Origin of the sequence: Cupriavidus pauculus, assembly GCF_008801835.1 — a bacterium.
In the GTDB taxonomy this organism is placed as follows: Bacteria; Pseudomonadota; Gammaproteobacteria; order Burkholderiales; family Burkholderiaceae; genus Cupriavidus; species Cupriavidus pauculus.
The window spans coordinates 421822-435849 of sequence record NZ_VZOW01000001.1 but is presented as its reverse complement, the minus strand read 5'-3'; the positions used below and the strand labels follow the sequence as shown (position 1 = coordinate 435849).

Below are 14028 nucleotides of genomic sequence, written 5' to 3'. Positions count from 1 at the left end.
GTTCGACGTGCAGTGCGATCTTTCCTGTTCGCCCCAATTGATCCAAGACCGACCGACGTAATTGATGCAGGAGTTATCTGATGAGTGAACACCGTCAACGGCGTACCGACGTGATCCAGCATGTCGCATTCGAGCATGCCGGCGTCATCGCCGATGTGGTGCGCGACCGCGGCCACGAGATCCGCCTGTTCCAGGCCGGGGTCGACGACCTGACACTCGTGGCGAGCGATCCCGCCGACCTGCTGGTCGTGCTGGGCGGGCCGATCGGCGTCTACGAAACTGAGGCCTATCCGTGGCTGGAAGTCGAGATCAACGTGATTCGCCAGCGGCTGGAGGCCGAACTGCCGATGCTCGGCGCGTGCCTGGGTGCGCAGTTGATCGCCGCCGCGGCCGGCGCGCGGGTCTACCCCGGCACGCGCGAAATTGGCTGGGCGCCCATCACGCCGACGCCGGCCGGCCTGGGCTCACCGCTTGCGGCGCTGGCCAGCGCCGATTGGGAGGTGCTGCACTGGCACGGCGACACCTTCGACCTGCCGGCTGGCGCCGAACTGCTGGCGTCCACCGACGCCACGCCGCATCAGGCCTACGCCATCGGCAAACAGGTGCTGGCGCTGCAATTCCATCCCGAGGTCAAGCCCGGTGACATCGAGACCTGGCTGATCGGCCATACGGTGGAGCTGTCCAAGGCGGGCATCGATCCGCGTACGATCCGCCGCCGTACCGCCGAGATCGGCGCAACGGTGGCCAGCGCCGGCGAACTGATGTTCGCGCGATGGATGGAGGAAGCCGGGCTGTGAGCATGGTCGAGATCGACATTCCGATCGATACGGTATTGGCCGGCGCGATCCGGCCGTTCGGTCCGAAGGGCGTGCCGAGCGCCATCGACAAGAAGCCGGTGGACGGCCCTGTGCGCGTGATGCGCACGGGCCTGGCAATCGACGAACAGGGCGATCCGAAACACCACGGCGGCCAGGAGAAGGCGCTCCATCATTACCCGCGCGATCACTACGCCGCGTGGCGCGACAATCTTGCCGCGCATGGCGCGAACCTCGCCATGCTTGATCGCGCGGGCGCGTTCGGTGAAAACTTCAGCACGTCGGGTCTGATCGAGGCCCACGTGTGTGTGGGAGACCGTTTCCGGCTTGGGTCGGCGCTGGTCGAGGTATCGCAGGCGCGCCAGCCGTGCTGGAAACTCAATCACCGTTTCGGGTTTGCGGGCATGTCGCGCGCGGTGCAGGGCAGCGGGCGGACGGGCTGGTATTACCGCGTACTCGAAGACGGCGAGGTTGCGGCCGGCAGCCGGCTGGTGCCGCTCGATCGGCCTTTTTCGCAATGGACCCTGCAGCGCCTGCTTCGCGTGCTGTACGTGGACCGGCTTGACTACGCGGCGCTTGAAGAGATGGCGCAGTTAGCGCCGCTGGCGGAAAGCTGGCGCAAGCTGGCGCGCCAACGCGTGGCAAATCGCGAGGTCGAGAATATGGAAAGGCGCCTGGCCGGAGGATGATGCGCCGGTGGGCCGCTTCCCGGCTTGGTGACTAGCCGCGCTGGAAGCGGCGCGCCGTACCTTCACGAGTGATGCGCTCCCAGATCACCTGCTTTTCGGCGTCGCTATAAAACACCCAGTTGCTGACTTCGGCCGCCGTTCGGCCGCATCCCTGGCATACGTCGTCGAACAACGTGGAACAGATGCCGACGCACGGGCTGTCCGGCCGGTCGTCCAGGCCCTGGTCCGGGCGATGCTCCAGCCGCGTCTGCGCCGGGTCGGGGTCGACAGAGTCGACAGCGGCGGTGGGGACGGGCATTTCGGAAGGATCGGCGGGCATCAAGAGGGACGGGGGCAGCAATTAGCCGCACATTATAAACGGGCCGGGTGGTCGCCCCCGACGGTGGGGGATTACCCCGGAAGTCATTGTGGTCGGCGTGCATGGCGACTAGGCTGAACCGTGCCTTCGATTTCGTTTTTCCCCTTTTTCCCTTTTTCCATTTTTCCCGTTTGCCATCACCGGAGCCCGCTGATGTCCAACCCTGAATCCGTCCCGACCGTCGATCCCCGCAACGCCGCGATGCTGGAAGCCGTGCTGATGGGCTCGCCGGTGGCGCGCATGCTCGGTATGCGATTCGATGTGGTGGCGCTCGATCACGTCGAGGTGCTGCTGCCGTTCAGCATGCAACACATCACGGTGGGCGATATGGTCCACGGTGGCGTGATCGCGACGCTAATCGACGTGGCCGGCGCGGCCGCGGCATTTACCGGCGTCGACCTGGAAGTGGTGAAGGGCGGTGCAACTGGGTCTTTGTCGATCCAGTACCTTGCGGCGGCACGGTCCGCAACGCTGCGCGGCGTGGCCGATGTGGTGCGGCGCGGCAAGCGCCAGGTGGTGACGGAGGTGTCGGTCTACGCGCAGCGCGATGCCGAGGCGGCCGTGCTCGCGGCCAAGGCGCTGACGAGCACGGCCCTGCTGTAGCGGCGGGCGGAGGCGTTCTGCGCGTGGTGTTGCCCTATGGCACTTTTCCGGGCGCGGTAGGCCGCATCGGCGGCCCGCGGTGTCGATCGTCGGGCCGCCTCGCCAGCTATCGCGTCAGTACTTCCAGAAGATTTCCTGCAGCGCCTTCGGGTCGTTGGTCTTGGTCAGCGCCAGTGCGGTCAGGATACGGGCCTTCTGCGGCAACTGGTCATCGGTGACCACCCAGCCGTACTTGTCGTCGGGCTGTTCCGCGTTGCGCACCACCACGCCGCTGCCGGTGCGCGATGCCCGCACGATCTGCACGCCCTTGGCCTGCGCGGCCTTGAGCGGCTCGACCATGTAATCGCCCACGCTGCCGTTGCCGGTGGCTGCATAAACGATCGCCTTCGCGCCGTTCTTCACCGCGGCATCGATGCTGGCCGGATTGACGTTGCCGTAGGCGTACACCACTGCAACTTCCGGCAGCTTGTCGATCTTGTCGATGTCCCATTCGGTCTGCAGCGTGTGCGGACGCGCCGGAATGCGGTAGAACAGCGTGCGGCCTTCCACCACGTAGCCCAGCGGGCCAAACGGCGAACGGAACGTCTCGGTCTTGAACGTGTTGGTCTTGGTGACGTCGCGGCCGGTGTGGATTTCATCGTTGAGCACCACCAGCGTGCCCTTGCCCTTGGACACCGGGTTCGACGCCACCAGCACGGCGTCATACAGGTTCAGCGCACCGTCCGCGCCCAGCGCGGTACCCGGCCGCATCGAGCCGACCACCACCACGGGCTTGTCGCTCTTGAGCGTCAGGTTCAGGAAATACGCGGTCTCCTCGATGGTGTCGGTGCCGTGCGTAATGACGATGCCGTCCACATCGGGCTGCTTGAGCAGTTCCGATACGCGCTTGCCCAGTTTGAGCAGTCGCTCGTTGTTGAAGCTCTCCGAGCCGATCTGGAAGATCTGTTCGCCCTTGACGTTGGCAACCTTCGAGATTTCCGGGACGGACGCGATGATCTTGTCGACCGGCACCACGGCGGACTGGTAGGCCGCGGTGTTGGTGGCCGATGCACCGGCGCCGGCGATGGTGCCGCCGGTGCCGATGATCACGATGTTGGCCTTGCGCGCTTCGGCCGGGGCGCTCGCGGGCGCCCCGGGGCTCGCGGCCGGTGCCGGGGAAAGCTGGGCGTGGGCGGCGCCGGACAGCAGGCTGGCGGCGAGCAGCAGGGCGGCCAAAGGCTTGAGATGGGCAGTGCGTTGCATGGTTCTCCTCTTGTCGGCGTGGCGCGGGTCTTGTGGATACGCGCGGGCCGCTTGTCATCGTTTCACGGATTTTCGCCGGCACGGCATGCCTGGGTTCTGCCTGGCATGTCTTGCCAACGGAGCGGCAACTATACCGACGCATGTGCGTTGCGTCGACAACCTGGCGCAATGCGCGCCCTCGCAAACGTATGCCCGTTAAGACAAAGCGGCATCTACCCTCCCGGGCAGATGCCGCCGCCAACCGTGCGCGAAGACTTGCGAGGATGGATTAGAACGCGTCCGCCGGCACGCGCACCCAGCCTTCCATCAGCACGCGGGCGCTGCGGCTCATGATGGCTTTCGTCACGGTCCATTGGCCGTCGGCGAAGGTGGCCTGCGCACCCACGCGCAGCGTGCCCGACGGATGGCCGAAGCGCACGGCCTGACGCTCGCCGCCGCCGGCCGCAAGATTGACCAGCGTGCCGGGGATCGCGGCGGCGGTGCCGATGGCGACGGCCGCGGTGCCCATCATCGCGTGGTGCAGCTTGCCCATCGACAGCGCGCGGACCAGCAGGTCCACGTCTTCTGCCTTGACCGTCTTGCCGCTGGACGCGGTGTAGGCGGCCGGCTTAGCGACAAACGCCACCTTGGGGGTGTGCTGACGCCGCGCGGCTTCGTCGATGTTCCGGATCAGACCCATGCGCAACGCACCGTGGGCACGAATGGTCTCGAACATCGCCAGCGCCTTGGGATCGCCGTTGATGGCGTCCTGCAGTTCGGTGCCGGTGTAGCCGATGGATTCGGCGTTGACGAAGATCGTCGGAATCCCGGCGTTGATCATCGTCGCCTTGAGCGTGCCGACGCCGGGCACTTCGAGGTCGTCGACCACGTTGCCGGTCGGGAACATCGCGCCGCCGCCGTCATCGCCTTCCTCGGCGGCCGGATCCATGAATTCGAGCTGGACTTCCGCGGCCGGGAACGTGACGCCATCGAGTTCGAAGTCGCCGGTTTCCTGCACCGCGCCGTCGGTGATCGGCACATGCGCGACGATGGTCTTGCCGATGTTGGCCTGCCAGATTTTCACGACCACGGTGCCGTTGCGCGGAATGCGTGAAGCATCGAGAAAGCCGTTGCTGACCGCGAACGGGCCGACAGCCGCCGACAGATTGCCGCAGTTGCCGCTCCAGTCGACAAACGGCTGGTCGATCGACACCTGGCCGAACAAGTAATCGACATCGTGATCAGGGTGCGTGCTCTTCGAGATGATCACCGCCTTGCTGGTGCTCGACGTGGCCGCGCCCATGCCGTCGATCTGCTTGCCGTACGGATCGGGGCTGCCGATCACGCGCAACAGCAGTTTGTCGCGCGCCGGTCCGGGCCTCTGCGCCGCTTCGGGCAGGTCCTGCAGGCGGAAGAACACGCCCTTGCTGGTGCCGCCACGCAGATACGTGGCGGGGATCTTGATTTGAGGTGCGTGAGACATGGTGATGTTTCCCGTTCGTTCCCGTTCAGGCCGCCGCGCGCGACGATTCGAGGAAGTCTTGCGCAAAGCGCTGCAGCACGCCGCCGGCTTCGTAGATCGACACTTCCTCGTCGCTGTCGAGACGGCACAGCACCGGCACTTCCACTTTTTCGCCGGTACGGCGATGGATGACCAGCGTCAGTTCCGCACGCGGCCTGCGCGCGCCGACGATATCGAAGGTTTCGGTGCCGTCGATGCCTAGCGTGATGCGGTTGGTGCCCGGGAAGAACTCCACCGGCAGCACGCCCATGCCGATCAGGTTGGTGCGGTGGATGCGCTCGAAGCCTTCGGCCACGATGGCTTCCACGCCCGCTAGCCGCACGCCCTTGGCAGCCCAGTCGCGCGACGATCCCTGGCCGTAGTCCGCGCCGGCCACCACGATCAGCGGCTGCTTGCGCGCCATGTAGGTCTCGATCGCCTCCCACATGCGCACGACCTTGCCTTCGGGTTCGATACGCGCCAGCGATCCCTTCTTCACGGCGCCATCCACCACGGCCATCTCGTTGGTCAGGGTCGGGTTGGCAAAGGTCGCGCGCTGCGCGGTCAGGTGATCGCCGCGGTGCGTGGCGTACGAATTGAAATCCTCTTCGGGCAGGCCCATCTTGGCCAGGTATTCGCCGGCCGCGCTGTCCGGCAGGATGGCATTCGACGGCGACAGGTGGTCGGTCGTGATGTTGTCGCCCAGCACCGCCAGCGCGCGCATGCCGCGCAGCGTGCGCTCGCCAGCCAGCGCGCCTTCCCAGTACGGCGGACGGCGGATGTACGTGCTCTGCGGACGCCAGTCATAGAGCGGGTCCACGCGCTCGCCGCTGTCGGCGTGAATCGCGAACATCGGTTCGTAGACCTTGCGGAACTGCTCGGGCTTCACGCTCTGCTTGACGATGGCGTCGATTTCCTCGTCGCTGGGCCACAGGTCCTTCAGGTATACCGGCTGGCCGCTCGCGTCCGTGCCCAGCGCATCGCGTTCGATATCGAAGCGGATCGTGCCGGCAATCGCGTAGGCCACCACCAGCGGCGGCGACGCCAGGAACGCCTGCTTCGCGTAGGGATGGATACGCCCGTCGAAATTGCGGTTGCCCGACAGCACGGCGGTGGCATAGAGGTCGCGGTCGATGATCTCCTGCTGGATCTTTGGGTCCAGCGCGCCCGACATGCCGTTGCAGGTGGTGCAGGCAAATGCCACGATGCCGAAGCCGAGCTTTTCCAGATCGGGCAGCAGTCCCGATTCTTGCAGATAGAGTTCGACCGCCTTCGATCCCGGCGCCAGCGACGACTTGACCCACGGCTTGCGCGTCAGGCCGCGCGCATTGGCGTTGCGCGCCAGCAGTGCGGCGGCAATCACGTTGCGCGGGTTACTGGTATTGGTGCAACTGGTGATGGCGGCGATGATGACCGCGCCGTCGGGCATCAGGCCCGGCGTTTCTTCCCACTTGCCCGCGATGCCGCGCGCTGCCAGATCGGAGGTCGGCAGGCGCTTGTGCGGGTTGGACGGGCCGGCCATGTTGCGCACCACGCTGGACAGGTCGAAATGCAATACGCGCTCGTATTCGGCGGTCGCCAGGGCATCGGCCCAGAGACCCGCGGTGCGGGCATAGGTTTCCACCAGTTGCACCTGCGCGTCGTCGCGGCCGGTCAGGCGCAGGTATTCGGTGGTCTGCGCATCGATGAAGAACATCGCCGCCGTGGCGCCGTACTCGGGCGCCATGTTCGAAATGGTGGCGCGGTCGCCCAGCGTCAGGCTGGCAGCGCCTTCGCCGCGGAACTCCAGATAGGCGCCGACCACTTTTTCCTTGCGCAGGAACTCGGTCAGCGCCAGCACGATGTCGGTGGCGGTGATGCCGGGCTGGCGGCGGCCGGTCAGCTCCACGCCGACGATATCGGGCAGGCGCATCCACGACGCGCGGCCCAGCATCACGTTTTCGGCTTCCAGGCCGCCCACGCCGATAGCGATCACGCCCAGCGCATCGACGTGCGGCGTGTGGCTGTCGGTGCCGACGCAGGTATCGGGATAGGCAACGCCCTGGTCGGCGTGGATCACCGGCGACATCTTTTCCAGGTTGATCTGGTGCATGATGCCGTTGCCCGGCGGGATCACGTCGACATTGCGGAACGCCTTCTTGGTCCAGTTGATGAAGTCGAAGCGGTCCTCGTTGCGGCGATCCTCGATGGCGCGATTCTTCGCGAACGCATCGGGATCGAAACCGCCGCATTCCACCGCCAGCGAGTGGTCGACGATCAACTGCACCGGCACCACCGGGTTGACCTTGGCCGGATCGCCGCCCTGATCGGCAATCGCGTCGCGCAGGCCGGCCAGGTCGACCAGCGCGGTCTGGCCCAGGATGTCATGGCACACCACGCGCGCCGGATACCACGGAAAGTCCAGGTCGCGCTTGCGTTCGATCAGTTGCTTGAGCGACGCGGTCAGCGTGGCGGGGTCGCAGCGGCGCACCAGATTCTCGGCCAGTACGCGCGATGTGTACGGCAGCTTGTCCCAGGCGCCCGGGGAAATGTCGTTGACTGCGGCACGGGCGTCGAAGTAATCGAGCGCGGTGCCGGGCAGCGGTTTGCGGTATGCAGTGTTCATGGCGTCGTGGAGACTGTCGTGCCGGCCGCCCGGCAGGTGCGCGGGCGCGGGCGGCGGCACTGTTCTTGTTGCGGGTGACGATCAGGCGCGCTTGTCGATCGGCAGGAACTTCAGGTTCTCGGGGCCGGTGTAGTTGGCCGTCGGGCGGATGATCTTGTTGTCGATGCGCTGCTCGATCACGTGCGCGGCCCAGCCAGAGGTGCGGGCGATCACGAACAGCGGCGTGAACATCGCGGTCGGCACGCTCATCATGTGATAGCTCACGGCGCTGAACCAGTCCAGGTTCGGGAACATCTTCTTGGCGTCGGCCATCACGGTTTCCAGGCGCTCGGCGATATCGAACATCTTCATCGAACCGGCGTCCTTCGACAGCTTGCGCGCCACTTCCTTGATCACCACGTTGCGCGGATCGCTGATCGTGTAGACCGGGTGGCCGAAGCCGATCACCACTTCCTTGTTTTCCACGCGGCGGCGGATATCGGCCTCGGCCTCGTCCGGCGTGTCGTAGCGCTTCTGGATCTCGAACGCCACCTCGTTGGCGCCGCCATGCTTGGGACCGCGCAGCGCGCCGATGCCGCCGCAGATCGCCGAATACATGTCGGAGCCGGTGCCGGCCACCACGCGGCAGGCAAACGTCGAGGCGTTGAACTCGTGCTCCGCGTACAGGATCAGCGACGTCTGCATCGCGCGTTCCCAAAGCTTGGACGGCGCCTCGCCGTGCAGCAGGTGCAGGAAGTGCGCGGCGATCGAATCGTCGTCGGTTTCCACCTCGATGCGGCGGCCGTTATGGCTGTAGTGGTACCAGTACAGCAGCATCGAGCCCAGGCTTGCCATCAGGCGGTCGGCAATATCGCGCGCGCCCGGCGTGTTGTGGTCGTCCTTTTCCGGCAGCACGGTGCCCAGCACGGACACGCCGGTGCGCATCACATCCATCGGATGCGCGCTGGCCGGCACCCATTCGAGTGCCGCCTTGACGTTGGCGGGCAGGCCGCGCAGCGATTTCAGCTTGGTCTTGTAGGCCGCCAGTTCAGAGCGGGTGGGCAGTTTGCCGTGCACCAGCAGGTGGGCGATTTCCTCGAATTCGCAGGTATCGGCGATGTCCAGGATGTCGTAGCCGCGATAGTGGAGATCGTTGCCGCTGCGGCCAACGGTGCACAGCGCGGTATTGCCGGCGGCAATCCCGGACAGGGCAACGGACTTCTTGGGTTTTGGCGTGGCCAGCGGTTGGGCTTCGGACATTGGGGTCTCCTTGCTTCTTGTGGATGGTTTGCGAGCTGCCATGGTGTGTGGCGCGACTTGCGTCTCGTCTCGGTTGTCTTCTGGATGATTGGAGGCCGCTTACTTGGCCTTGCCTTGGGCGAACAGCGCGTCCAGCTTCTGCTCGTAGGCATGGTAGTCGATGCGCTCGTAAAGTTCGGCGCGGGTTTGCATCGTGTCGACCACGTTGCGCTGGGTGCCGTCGCGGCGGATCGCCGTATAGACGTTCTCGGCGGCCTTGTTGGCGGCGCGGAAGGCGGACAGCGGATAAAGTGCCATGGCGACGCCCACGCCGCGCAGGTCGTCCAGCGTGAAATACGGCGTGGCCCCAAATTCGGTCAGATTGGCCAGCACCGGCACCTTCACCGCATCGACAAACCGCGCGTACATGTCCAGGTCGGTCATGGCTTCCGGGAAGATGGCGTCGGCGCCGGCTTCCGCGCAGGCCACGGCGCGCTCGATGGCGCGGTCCAGGCCTTCCACGGCCAGCGCGTCGGTGCGCGCCATGATCACGAAGTTCTCGTCCGTGCGCGCATCGACTGCCGCTTTGATGCGGTCGACCATCTCATCCTGGCCGACGATTTCCTTGTTGGGACGATGCCCGCAGCGCTTGGCGCCGACCTGATCCTCGATGTGCATGGCTGCCGCGCCAAACTTGATCAGCGACCGCGTGGTGCGCGCCACATTGAAGGCCGACGAACCGAATCCGGTGTCGACGTCGACCAGCAGCGGGGTGTCGCAGACGTCGGTGATGCGGCGGATATCGGTCAGCACGTCGTCGAGGTTCGAGATGCCCAGGTCGGGCAGGCCCAGCGATCCAGCCGCCACGCCGCCGCCCGACAGATAGATTGCGCGGTAGCCGGCGCGCTTGGCCAGCAGCGCGTGATTGGCATTGATCGCGCCAGGAATCTGCAGCGGTGTTTCGTCGATCAGGGCTTGGCGGAAGCGTGCGCCGGCAGAGCGCGCGAGGTCGTTGGCGGAAAAAGTCATGGGTGTGGATCTGTGAGTCTGATGTTCGTGAGCCTGTCGAAACAGGGGCGGCGCAGGTAAGCGCAAGGGGTGTGCCAGCGGCGGTGTGCGTTTCCAAAAGGTGGGCCATACGCCATTTTTCGGCTAAAAAGTGCTTACGAATCAGCGGCTTGGCGGGATGTCTCGGGGCGCCGCGCAGTGTGCTTCATGCGGCGTAAAGTTGAGTTGAATTTCATTTGTGAAATTCATGGATTTCAAAGTTGAAAATCGGCGCGCGTGGGAAGACAATGGCAGGACTTTCGCGCTCCCGGCAGACCTCGGCGTGGGCTTGCGCGATTTACCGCAGGATTGCCATGTCATCGCTTCCATCCCCCATCCCCCTCAATCCCGCCCCCGCGCTGGCGGCCGGCGCCCGGCCACGCATCTGGGCGATGGGCATCAGCCGCCTGTCGCGCGCCTTTGCCGACCTGATCCCGGCCTATGCCGCGCGGGCCGAATTCCGCATCGTCGGACGCGCATTCGAAGCCGCTGCAAGCGCGATCAACCGTGAGGCACGCGAGAACCGCGTCGATGTGGTGGTGGCCGGCGGATCCAACGGCGCCTATCTGCGCCAGCATGTCGATGTGCCGGTGGTGCTGGTCAAGGTGACGGGCTTCGACGTGATGAATGCGCTGGCGACCGCCCGGCGCATTTCGCCGAAGGTCGCGCTGGTCACGCACGCATCGACCTACGCGGAAGTCGACGAATTCGTGCGCGCCTTCGGGCTCGATATTCCGCGCTACACCTATCTGACCGAAGACGACGCCACGGCGCGCGTGCGAGCCTTGAAGGAAGAGGGCATCCGTGTGGTGGTCGGGCCTGGCATGGTCACTGATCTGGCCGACAAGTACGGTCTGGTTGGCGTGTTCCTGTACTCCGGAAACGCCGTGCGGCTGGCGCTGGAAGACGCGATCGAGGCCGCGCGCCTGCGGCGCATCGAATCGACGCGCCGCGACTATGTCAACGCCATCCTGGCCCATCTGAACGAGGGCGTGGCGGCAGTCGACGCGGAAGGCCGCGTGCAGGCGTTCAATCCGGCCATGGAGCGCTTTCTGGGCACGCCGGCTGGCGTTGCCGTCGGCCGCAAGCTGGCGACGCTGGCGCCGGGTTTGTCGCTCGACGGCGTGATGCACAGCGGCACGCGCGAGCTCGAGGCGATTCATCGGCTCGGCGACAAAATGGTGGTGGTCAACCGGATTCCCATCGTCGGCGATACAGGCACGTCGGGCGCGGTGCTCACGATCCAGGACGCCAACGCGATCCATCGCGCCGACCGCAATCTGCGCTCGCGCACGCGCACCCGCGCGGCCGGCGTGCGCTACAGCCTCGACGATCTGGCCGGCGATTCCGCGGCGATGCGCGATCTGCGCGGACTGGCGCGGCGTTACGCGATGGTCGATTCGACCGTGCTGGTGAGCGGCGAAAGCGGCACCGGCAAGGAAGTGCTGGCGCAGGGCATGCACGATGCCAGCCCGCGCCGCGCGTTTCCGTTCGTCGCCGTCAACTGCGCGGCGTTTCCGGAGACGCTGCTCGAATCGGAGCTGTTTGGCTACGAGGAGGGGGCCTTCACAGGGGCTCGGCGCGGCGGCAAGGCCGGCCTGTTCGAATCGGCGCACAACGGCACGCTGTTCCTGGACGAGGTGGGCGACATGCCGCCGGCGCTGCAAACGCGGCTACTGCGCGTGCTGCAGGAAAAGCAGGTGTTGCCGATCGGTGGCATCGAAGCCGTGCCCGTCAACGTGCGCGTGATCGCCGCCACGCATCGGGATCTGAGCGCGCTGGTGCGCGAAGGATCGTTCCGGCAAGACTTGTATTACCGGCTCAATATCCTGCGCATCGAAATGCCGCCGCTGCGGGAGCGCTCCGCCGATCTGCCGGCGCTGGCGGCGCTACTGTATCGCCGCGCGCAGGAGCGGCTCGGGCTCGACGCGCCGCAGCCGTTGCCGGAACTGGTGCGGGCGAGGCTGGCGCACTACGCATGGCCGGGCAATATCCGCGAACTGGAAAACGTGACCGAGCGCGTGGCCGTGCTGGTGGCCGGCGCGCAGCTCGATGCCGCGGCGTTGCGGCGCGAAGTGCAGGCCGCCGTTCCGGAATTGTTCGCCGGTATGCCGGCCGTCGCGCCAGCGGACACCGCCCATGCCACCGGCGACGCCCCACGCTCATTGGCGGGAGTGGGGCGCGCCACCGAGGCAGAGCATGTCAGGCGTGTGCTGGCCGAATGCGACGGCAACCGTGCCGCGGCCTGCGCGCAACTTGGCATCAGCGCGACGACGCTGTGGCGTCGCCTGCGCGACGGCTGATTTTCCGCTGTGCTTGCGTAGCTACTGTCGCGCACCCACATCCCAATCCTTTTTTTTGATTCTTTGGTTTGCAATTAACTGCCATACGAGGCGATCGAAAGACTTGAGCCTCTTCCGCCTGCGGAAGAGGCTCAAAATGCCTGGCTTTCAGAGAGAGAAAGGATTTGTCCGGGGAATTTGGGAATCCGGGACTCGCAGCGCAGCCGGCTTGCTGTTGCCGCGTCACGCGTCGTCGGCCAATCTGAGGCCGGTGAACTGCCAGCGCTGATGGGGATAGAAGAAATTGCGATAGCTGGCGCGGATGTGCGATTCGGGCGTCACGCAGGAGCCGCCGCGCAATACCATCTGGCTGCTCATGAACTTGCCGTTGTATTCGCCCACGGCGCCGGCGCTGGGTCGAAATCCGGGATACGGCAGGTAGGCGCTGCCCGTCCATTCCCATACGTCGCCGAACATCTGGCGCAGGACGCCCGATGTGTTCTGGCGATCGGGCAGCGGTCGCAGTGCGCGCCCTTCGATGAAATTGCCGGTGGCCGACAGATCCTGCGCCGCGTGCTCCCATTCGGCCTCGCTCGGCAGGCGCCGTTCGGCCCAACGCGCGAACGCATCGGCTTCATAGAAGCTGATGTGCGTCACAGGGCTGTCCGGGTCCACCGGATGCATGCCGCGCAGGCTCATCTGCCACCACGTTCCGTCGCGCGCTTCCCAGTAGAGCGGCGCATCGATCTGGTTGTCGCACACCCATCGCCAGCCGTCGGAAAGCCAGAGCCCGGCCGACTGATAGCCGCCATCTTCGATAAATTCAAACCATTGCCGGTTGCTGACCGGATGCGTGCACAGCGTGTACGGCCGCAACAGCACCTGGTGGCGCGGGCCTTCGCAGTCGAAGGCAAAACCGTCGCCGTCGTGCCCGATGGCGACGATGCCGCCCGCAAACGACACCCACTCGGGCGCCGGGCGTGGGTCGGCAACTACCGGCACGGTCAGCGCCGGGGCGTAGGCGGGCCGCAGCGGATTCTGGGCGAACAGGTGGAGGATGTCGGTCAGCAGCAATTCCTGATGCTGCTGCTCGTGATGCAGGCCCAGCGTGATCAGGGCGGCTTCGTCGTCGGTCTGGGCAGTCATCAGCAATGACAGCATGCTGTCGTCCACGGCCTCGCGATAGGCCAGGATTTCGTCGAGCGACGGGCGCGTCAGCAGACCCCGCCGCGGCCGCGGATGTCGCGCGCCGACCGCCTCGTAATACGAATTGAACAGATAGCGGTATTGCGGATCGACAGGCTCGTAATCGGGCAGTCGGGCGCCGAGCACGAATTCCTCGAAAAACCACGTCGTATGGGCCAGATGCCATTTGGCGGGGCTCGCGTCGTCCATCGACTGCACGGTTGCGTCGGCATCGGACAAGTCCGTCACCAGCGCTTCCGTCGCCGCACGCACGTGCCGATACTGGCTTAGCAGCGCGGGCTCGTGGGGTGGATGGCTGACGGCGGCAGGCAACAGTGCTGAGGCTGTGGTCATGCAGGCTCCCGGAAGACGGATGGAGATTTGGCGGGTAGGCGCGGGCCCGTCGGCCCCGACGGGCGATCGGTCGAACCATCATAGACCCATACGCCGGACGCGGCGAGCGGGGTGCAGTCCGGCGCGCTTGTAGGCGGTCCCCTACAGCTT

At 65.8% G+C, this 14028-nt stretch carries 11 protein-coding genes; 4 read left to right on the top strand and 7 right to left on the bottom strand.

The window, feature by feature from the left end; translation table 11 throughout:
* Positions 1-80 precede the first annotated feature (80 nt).
* Both F7R19_RS01855 and F7R19_RS01850 read left to right on the top strand, forming a co-directional pair.
* Positions 81-797, top strand: coding sequence for a glutamine amidotransferase (locus F7R19_RS01855; RefSeq protein WP_150979178.1), 717 nt, complete (start codon positions 81-83; stop codon positions 795-797).
* Positions 798-799: 2 nt separating this feature from the next.
* Positions 800-1504: an MOSC domain-containing protein gene (locus F7R19_RS01850; protein ID WP_150979295.1), complete on the top strand. Its 705-nt coding sequence runs from the start codon at positions 800-802 to the stop codon at positions 1502-1504.
* A 31-nt stretch (positions 1505-1535) separates the two neighbouring features.
* On the opposite strand, the gene F7R19_RS01845 is transcribed toward F7R19_RS01850, so the two are convergent.
* On the bottom strand, positions 1536-1823 hold the full coding sequence (locus F7R19_RS01845) for a DUF1289 domain-containing protein (protein WP_150979177.1): 288 nt from the start codon (positions 1821-1823) through the stop codon (positions 1536-1538).
* A gap of 192 nt (positions 1824-2015) precedes the next feature.
* Here F7R19_RS01845 and F7R19_RS01840 point away from each other — a divergent pair, with 192 nt between their 5' ends.
* Complete coding sequence (locus F7R19_RS01840; protein ID WP_150979176.1) at positions 2016-2465, top strand: PaaI family thioesterase; 450 nt, start codon at positions 2016-2018, stop codon at positions 2463-2465.
* A 114-nt stretch (positions 2466-2579) separates the two neighbouring features.
* Here F7R19_RS01840 and F7R19_RS01835 read toward each other — a convergent pair whose 3' ends face one another.
* The 5 genes from F7R19_RS01835 to prpB form a co-directional block, all read right to left on the bottom strand.
* Positions 2580-3707 (bottom strand): asparaginase, encoded by a 1128-nt coding sequence (locus tag F7R19_RS01835; protein ID WP_150979175.1) that lies wholly within the window; start codon positions 3705-3707, stop codon positions 2580-2582.
* A gap of 268 nt (positions 3708-3975) precedes the next feature.
* Complete coding sequence (gene prpF / locus F7R19_RS01830; RefSeq protein ID WP_150979174.1) at positions 3976-5169, bottom strand: 2-methylaconitate cis-trans isomerase PrpF; 1194 nt, start codon at positions 5167-5169, stop codon at positions 3976-3978.
* 25 nt (positions 5170-5194) lie between these two features.
* On the bottom strand, positions 5195-7792 hold the full coding sequence (acnD, locus tag F7R19_RS01825; RefSeq protein ID WP_150979173.1) for a Fe/S-dependent 2-methylisocitrate dehydratase AcnD: 2598 nt from the start codon (positions 7790-7792) through the stop codon (positions 5195-5197).
* A gap of 81 nt (positions 7793-7873) precedes the next feature.
* Positions 7874-9031, bottom strand: coding sequence for a bifunctional 2-methylcitrate synthase/citrate synthase (gene prpC / locus F7R19_RS01820; protein ID WP_150979172.1), 1158 nt, complete (start codon positions 9029-9031; stop codon positions 7874-7876).
* A 99-nt stretch (positions 9032-9130) separates the two neighbouring features.
* A complete protein-coding gene (gene prpB, locus F7R19_RS01815) occupies positions 9131-10039 on the bottom strand; it encodes a methylisocitrate lyase (protein ID WP_061957719.1) in 909 nt (302 codons plus the stop codon).
* Positions 10040-10371: 332 nt separating this feature from the next.
* On the opposite strand from prpB, the gene prpR reads away from it, so the two are divergent.
* A complete protein-coding gene (gene prpR / locus F7R19_RS01810) occupies positions 10372-12360 on the top strand; it encodes a propionate catabolism operon regulatory protein PrpR (protein WP_150979171.1) in 1989 nt (662 codons plus the stop codon).
* A 222-nt stretch (positions 12361-12582) separates the two neighbouring features.
* On the opposite strand, the gene egtB is transcribed toward prpR, so the two are convergent.
* Complete coding sequence (gene egtB, locus F7R19_RS01805) at positions 12583-13878, bottom strand: ergothioneine biosynthesis protein EgtB (RefSeq protein WP_150979170.1); 1296 nt, start codon at positions 13876-13878, stop codon at positions 12583-12585.
* Between the last annotated feature and the right edge of the window lie 150 nt (positions 13879-14028).

Coding starts and splice junctions, on each gene's coding strand:
- F7R19_RS01850 (WP_150979295.1), top strand. CDS start 800: ATGGTCGAGATCGACATTCCGATCGATACGGTATTGGCCGGCGCGATC.
- F7R19_RS01840 (WP_150979176.1), top strand. CDS start 2,016: ATGTCCAACCCTGAATCCGTCCCGACCGTCGATCCCCGCAACGCCGCG.
- F7R19_RS01835 (WP_150979175.1), bottom strand. CDS start 3,707: ATGCAACGCACTGCCCATCTCAAGCCTTTGGCCGCCCTGCTGCTCGCC.
- acnD (WP_150979173.1), bottom strand. CDS start 7,792: ATGAACACTGCATACCGCAAACCGCTGCCCGGCACCGCGCTCGATTAC.
- prpF (WP_150979174.1), bottom strand. CDS start 5,169: ATGTCTCACGCACCTCAAATCAAGATCCCCGCCACGTATCTGCGTGGC.
- F7R19_RS01855 (WP_150979178.1), top strand. CDS start 81: ATGAGTGAACACCGTCAACGGCGTACCGACGTGATCCAGCATGTCGCA.
- prpR (WP_150979171.1), top strand. CDS start 10,372: ATGTCATCGCTTCCATCCCCCATCCCCCTCAATCCCGCCCCCGCGCTG.
- prpC (WP_150979172.1), bottom strand. CDS start 9,031: ATGTCCGAAGCCCAACCGCTGGCCACGCCAAAACCCAAGAAGTCCGTT.
- F7R19_RS01845 (WP_150979177.1), bottom strand. CDS start 1,823: ATGCCCGCCGATCCTTCCGAAATGCCCGTCCCCACCGCCGCTGTCGAC.
- egtB (WP_150979170.1), bottom strand. CDS start 13,878: ATGACCACAGCCTCAGCACTGTTGCCTGCCGCCGTCAGCCATCCACCC.
- prpB (WP_061957719.1), bottom strand. CDS start 10,039: ATGACTTTTTCCGCCAACGACCTCGCGCGCTCTGCCGGCGCACGCTTC.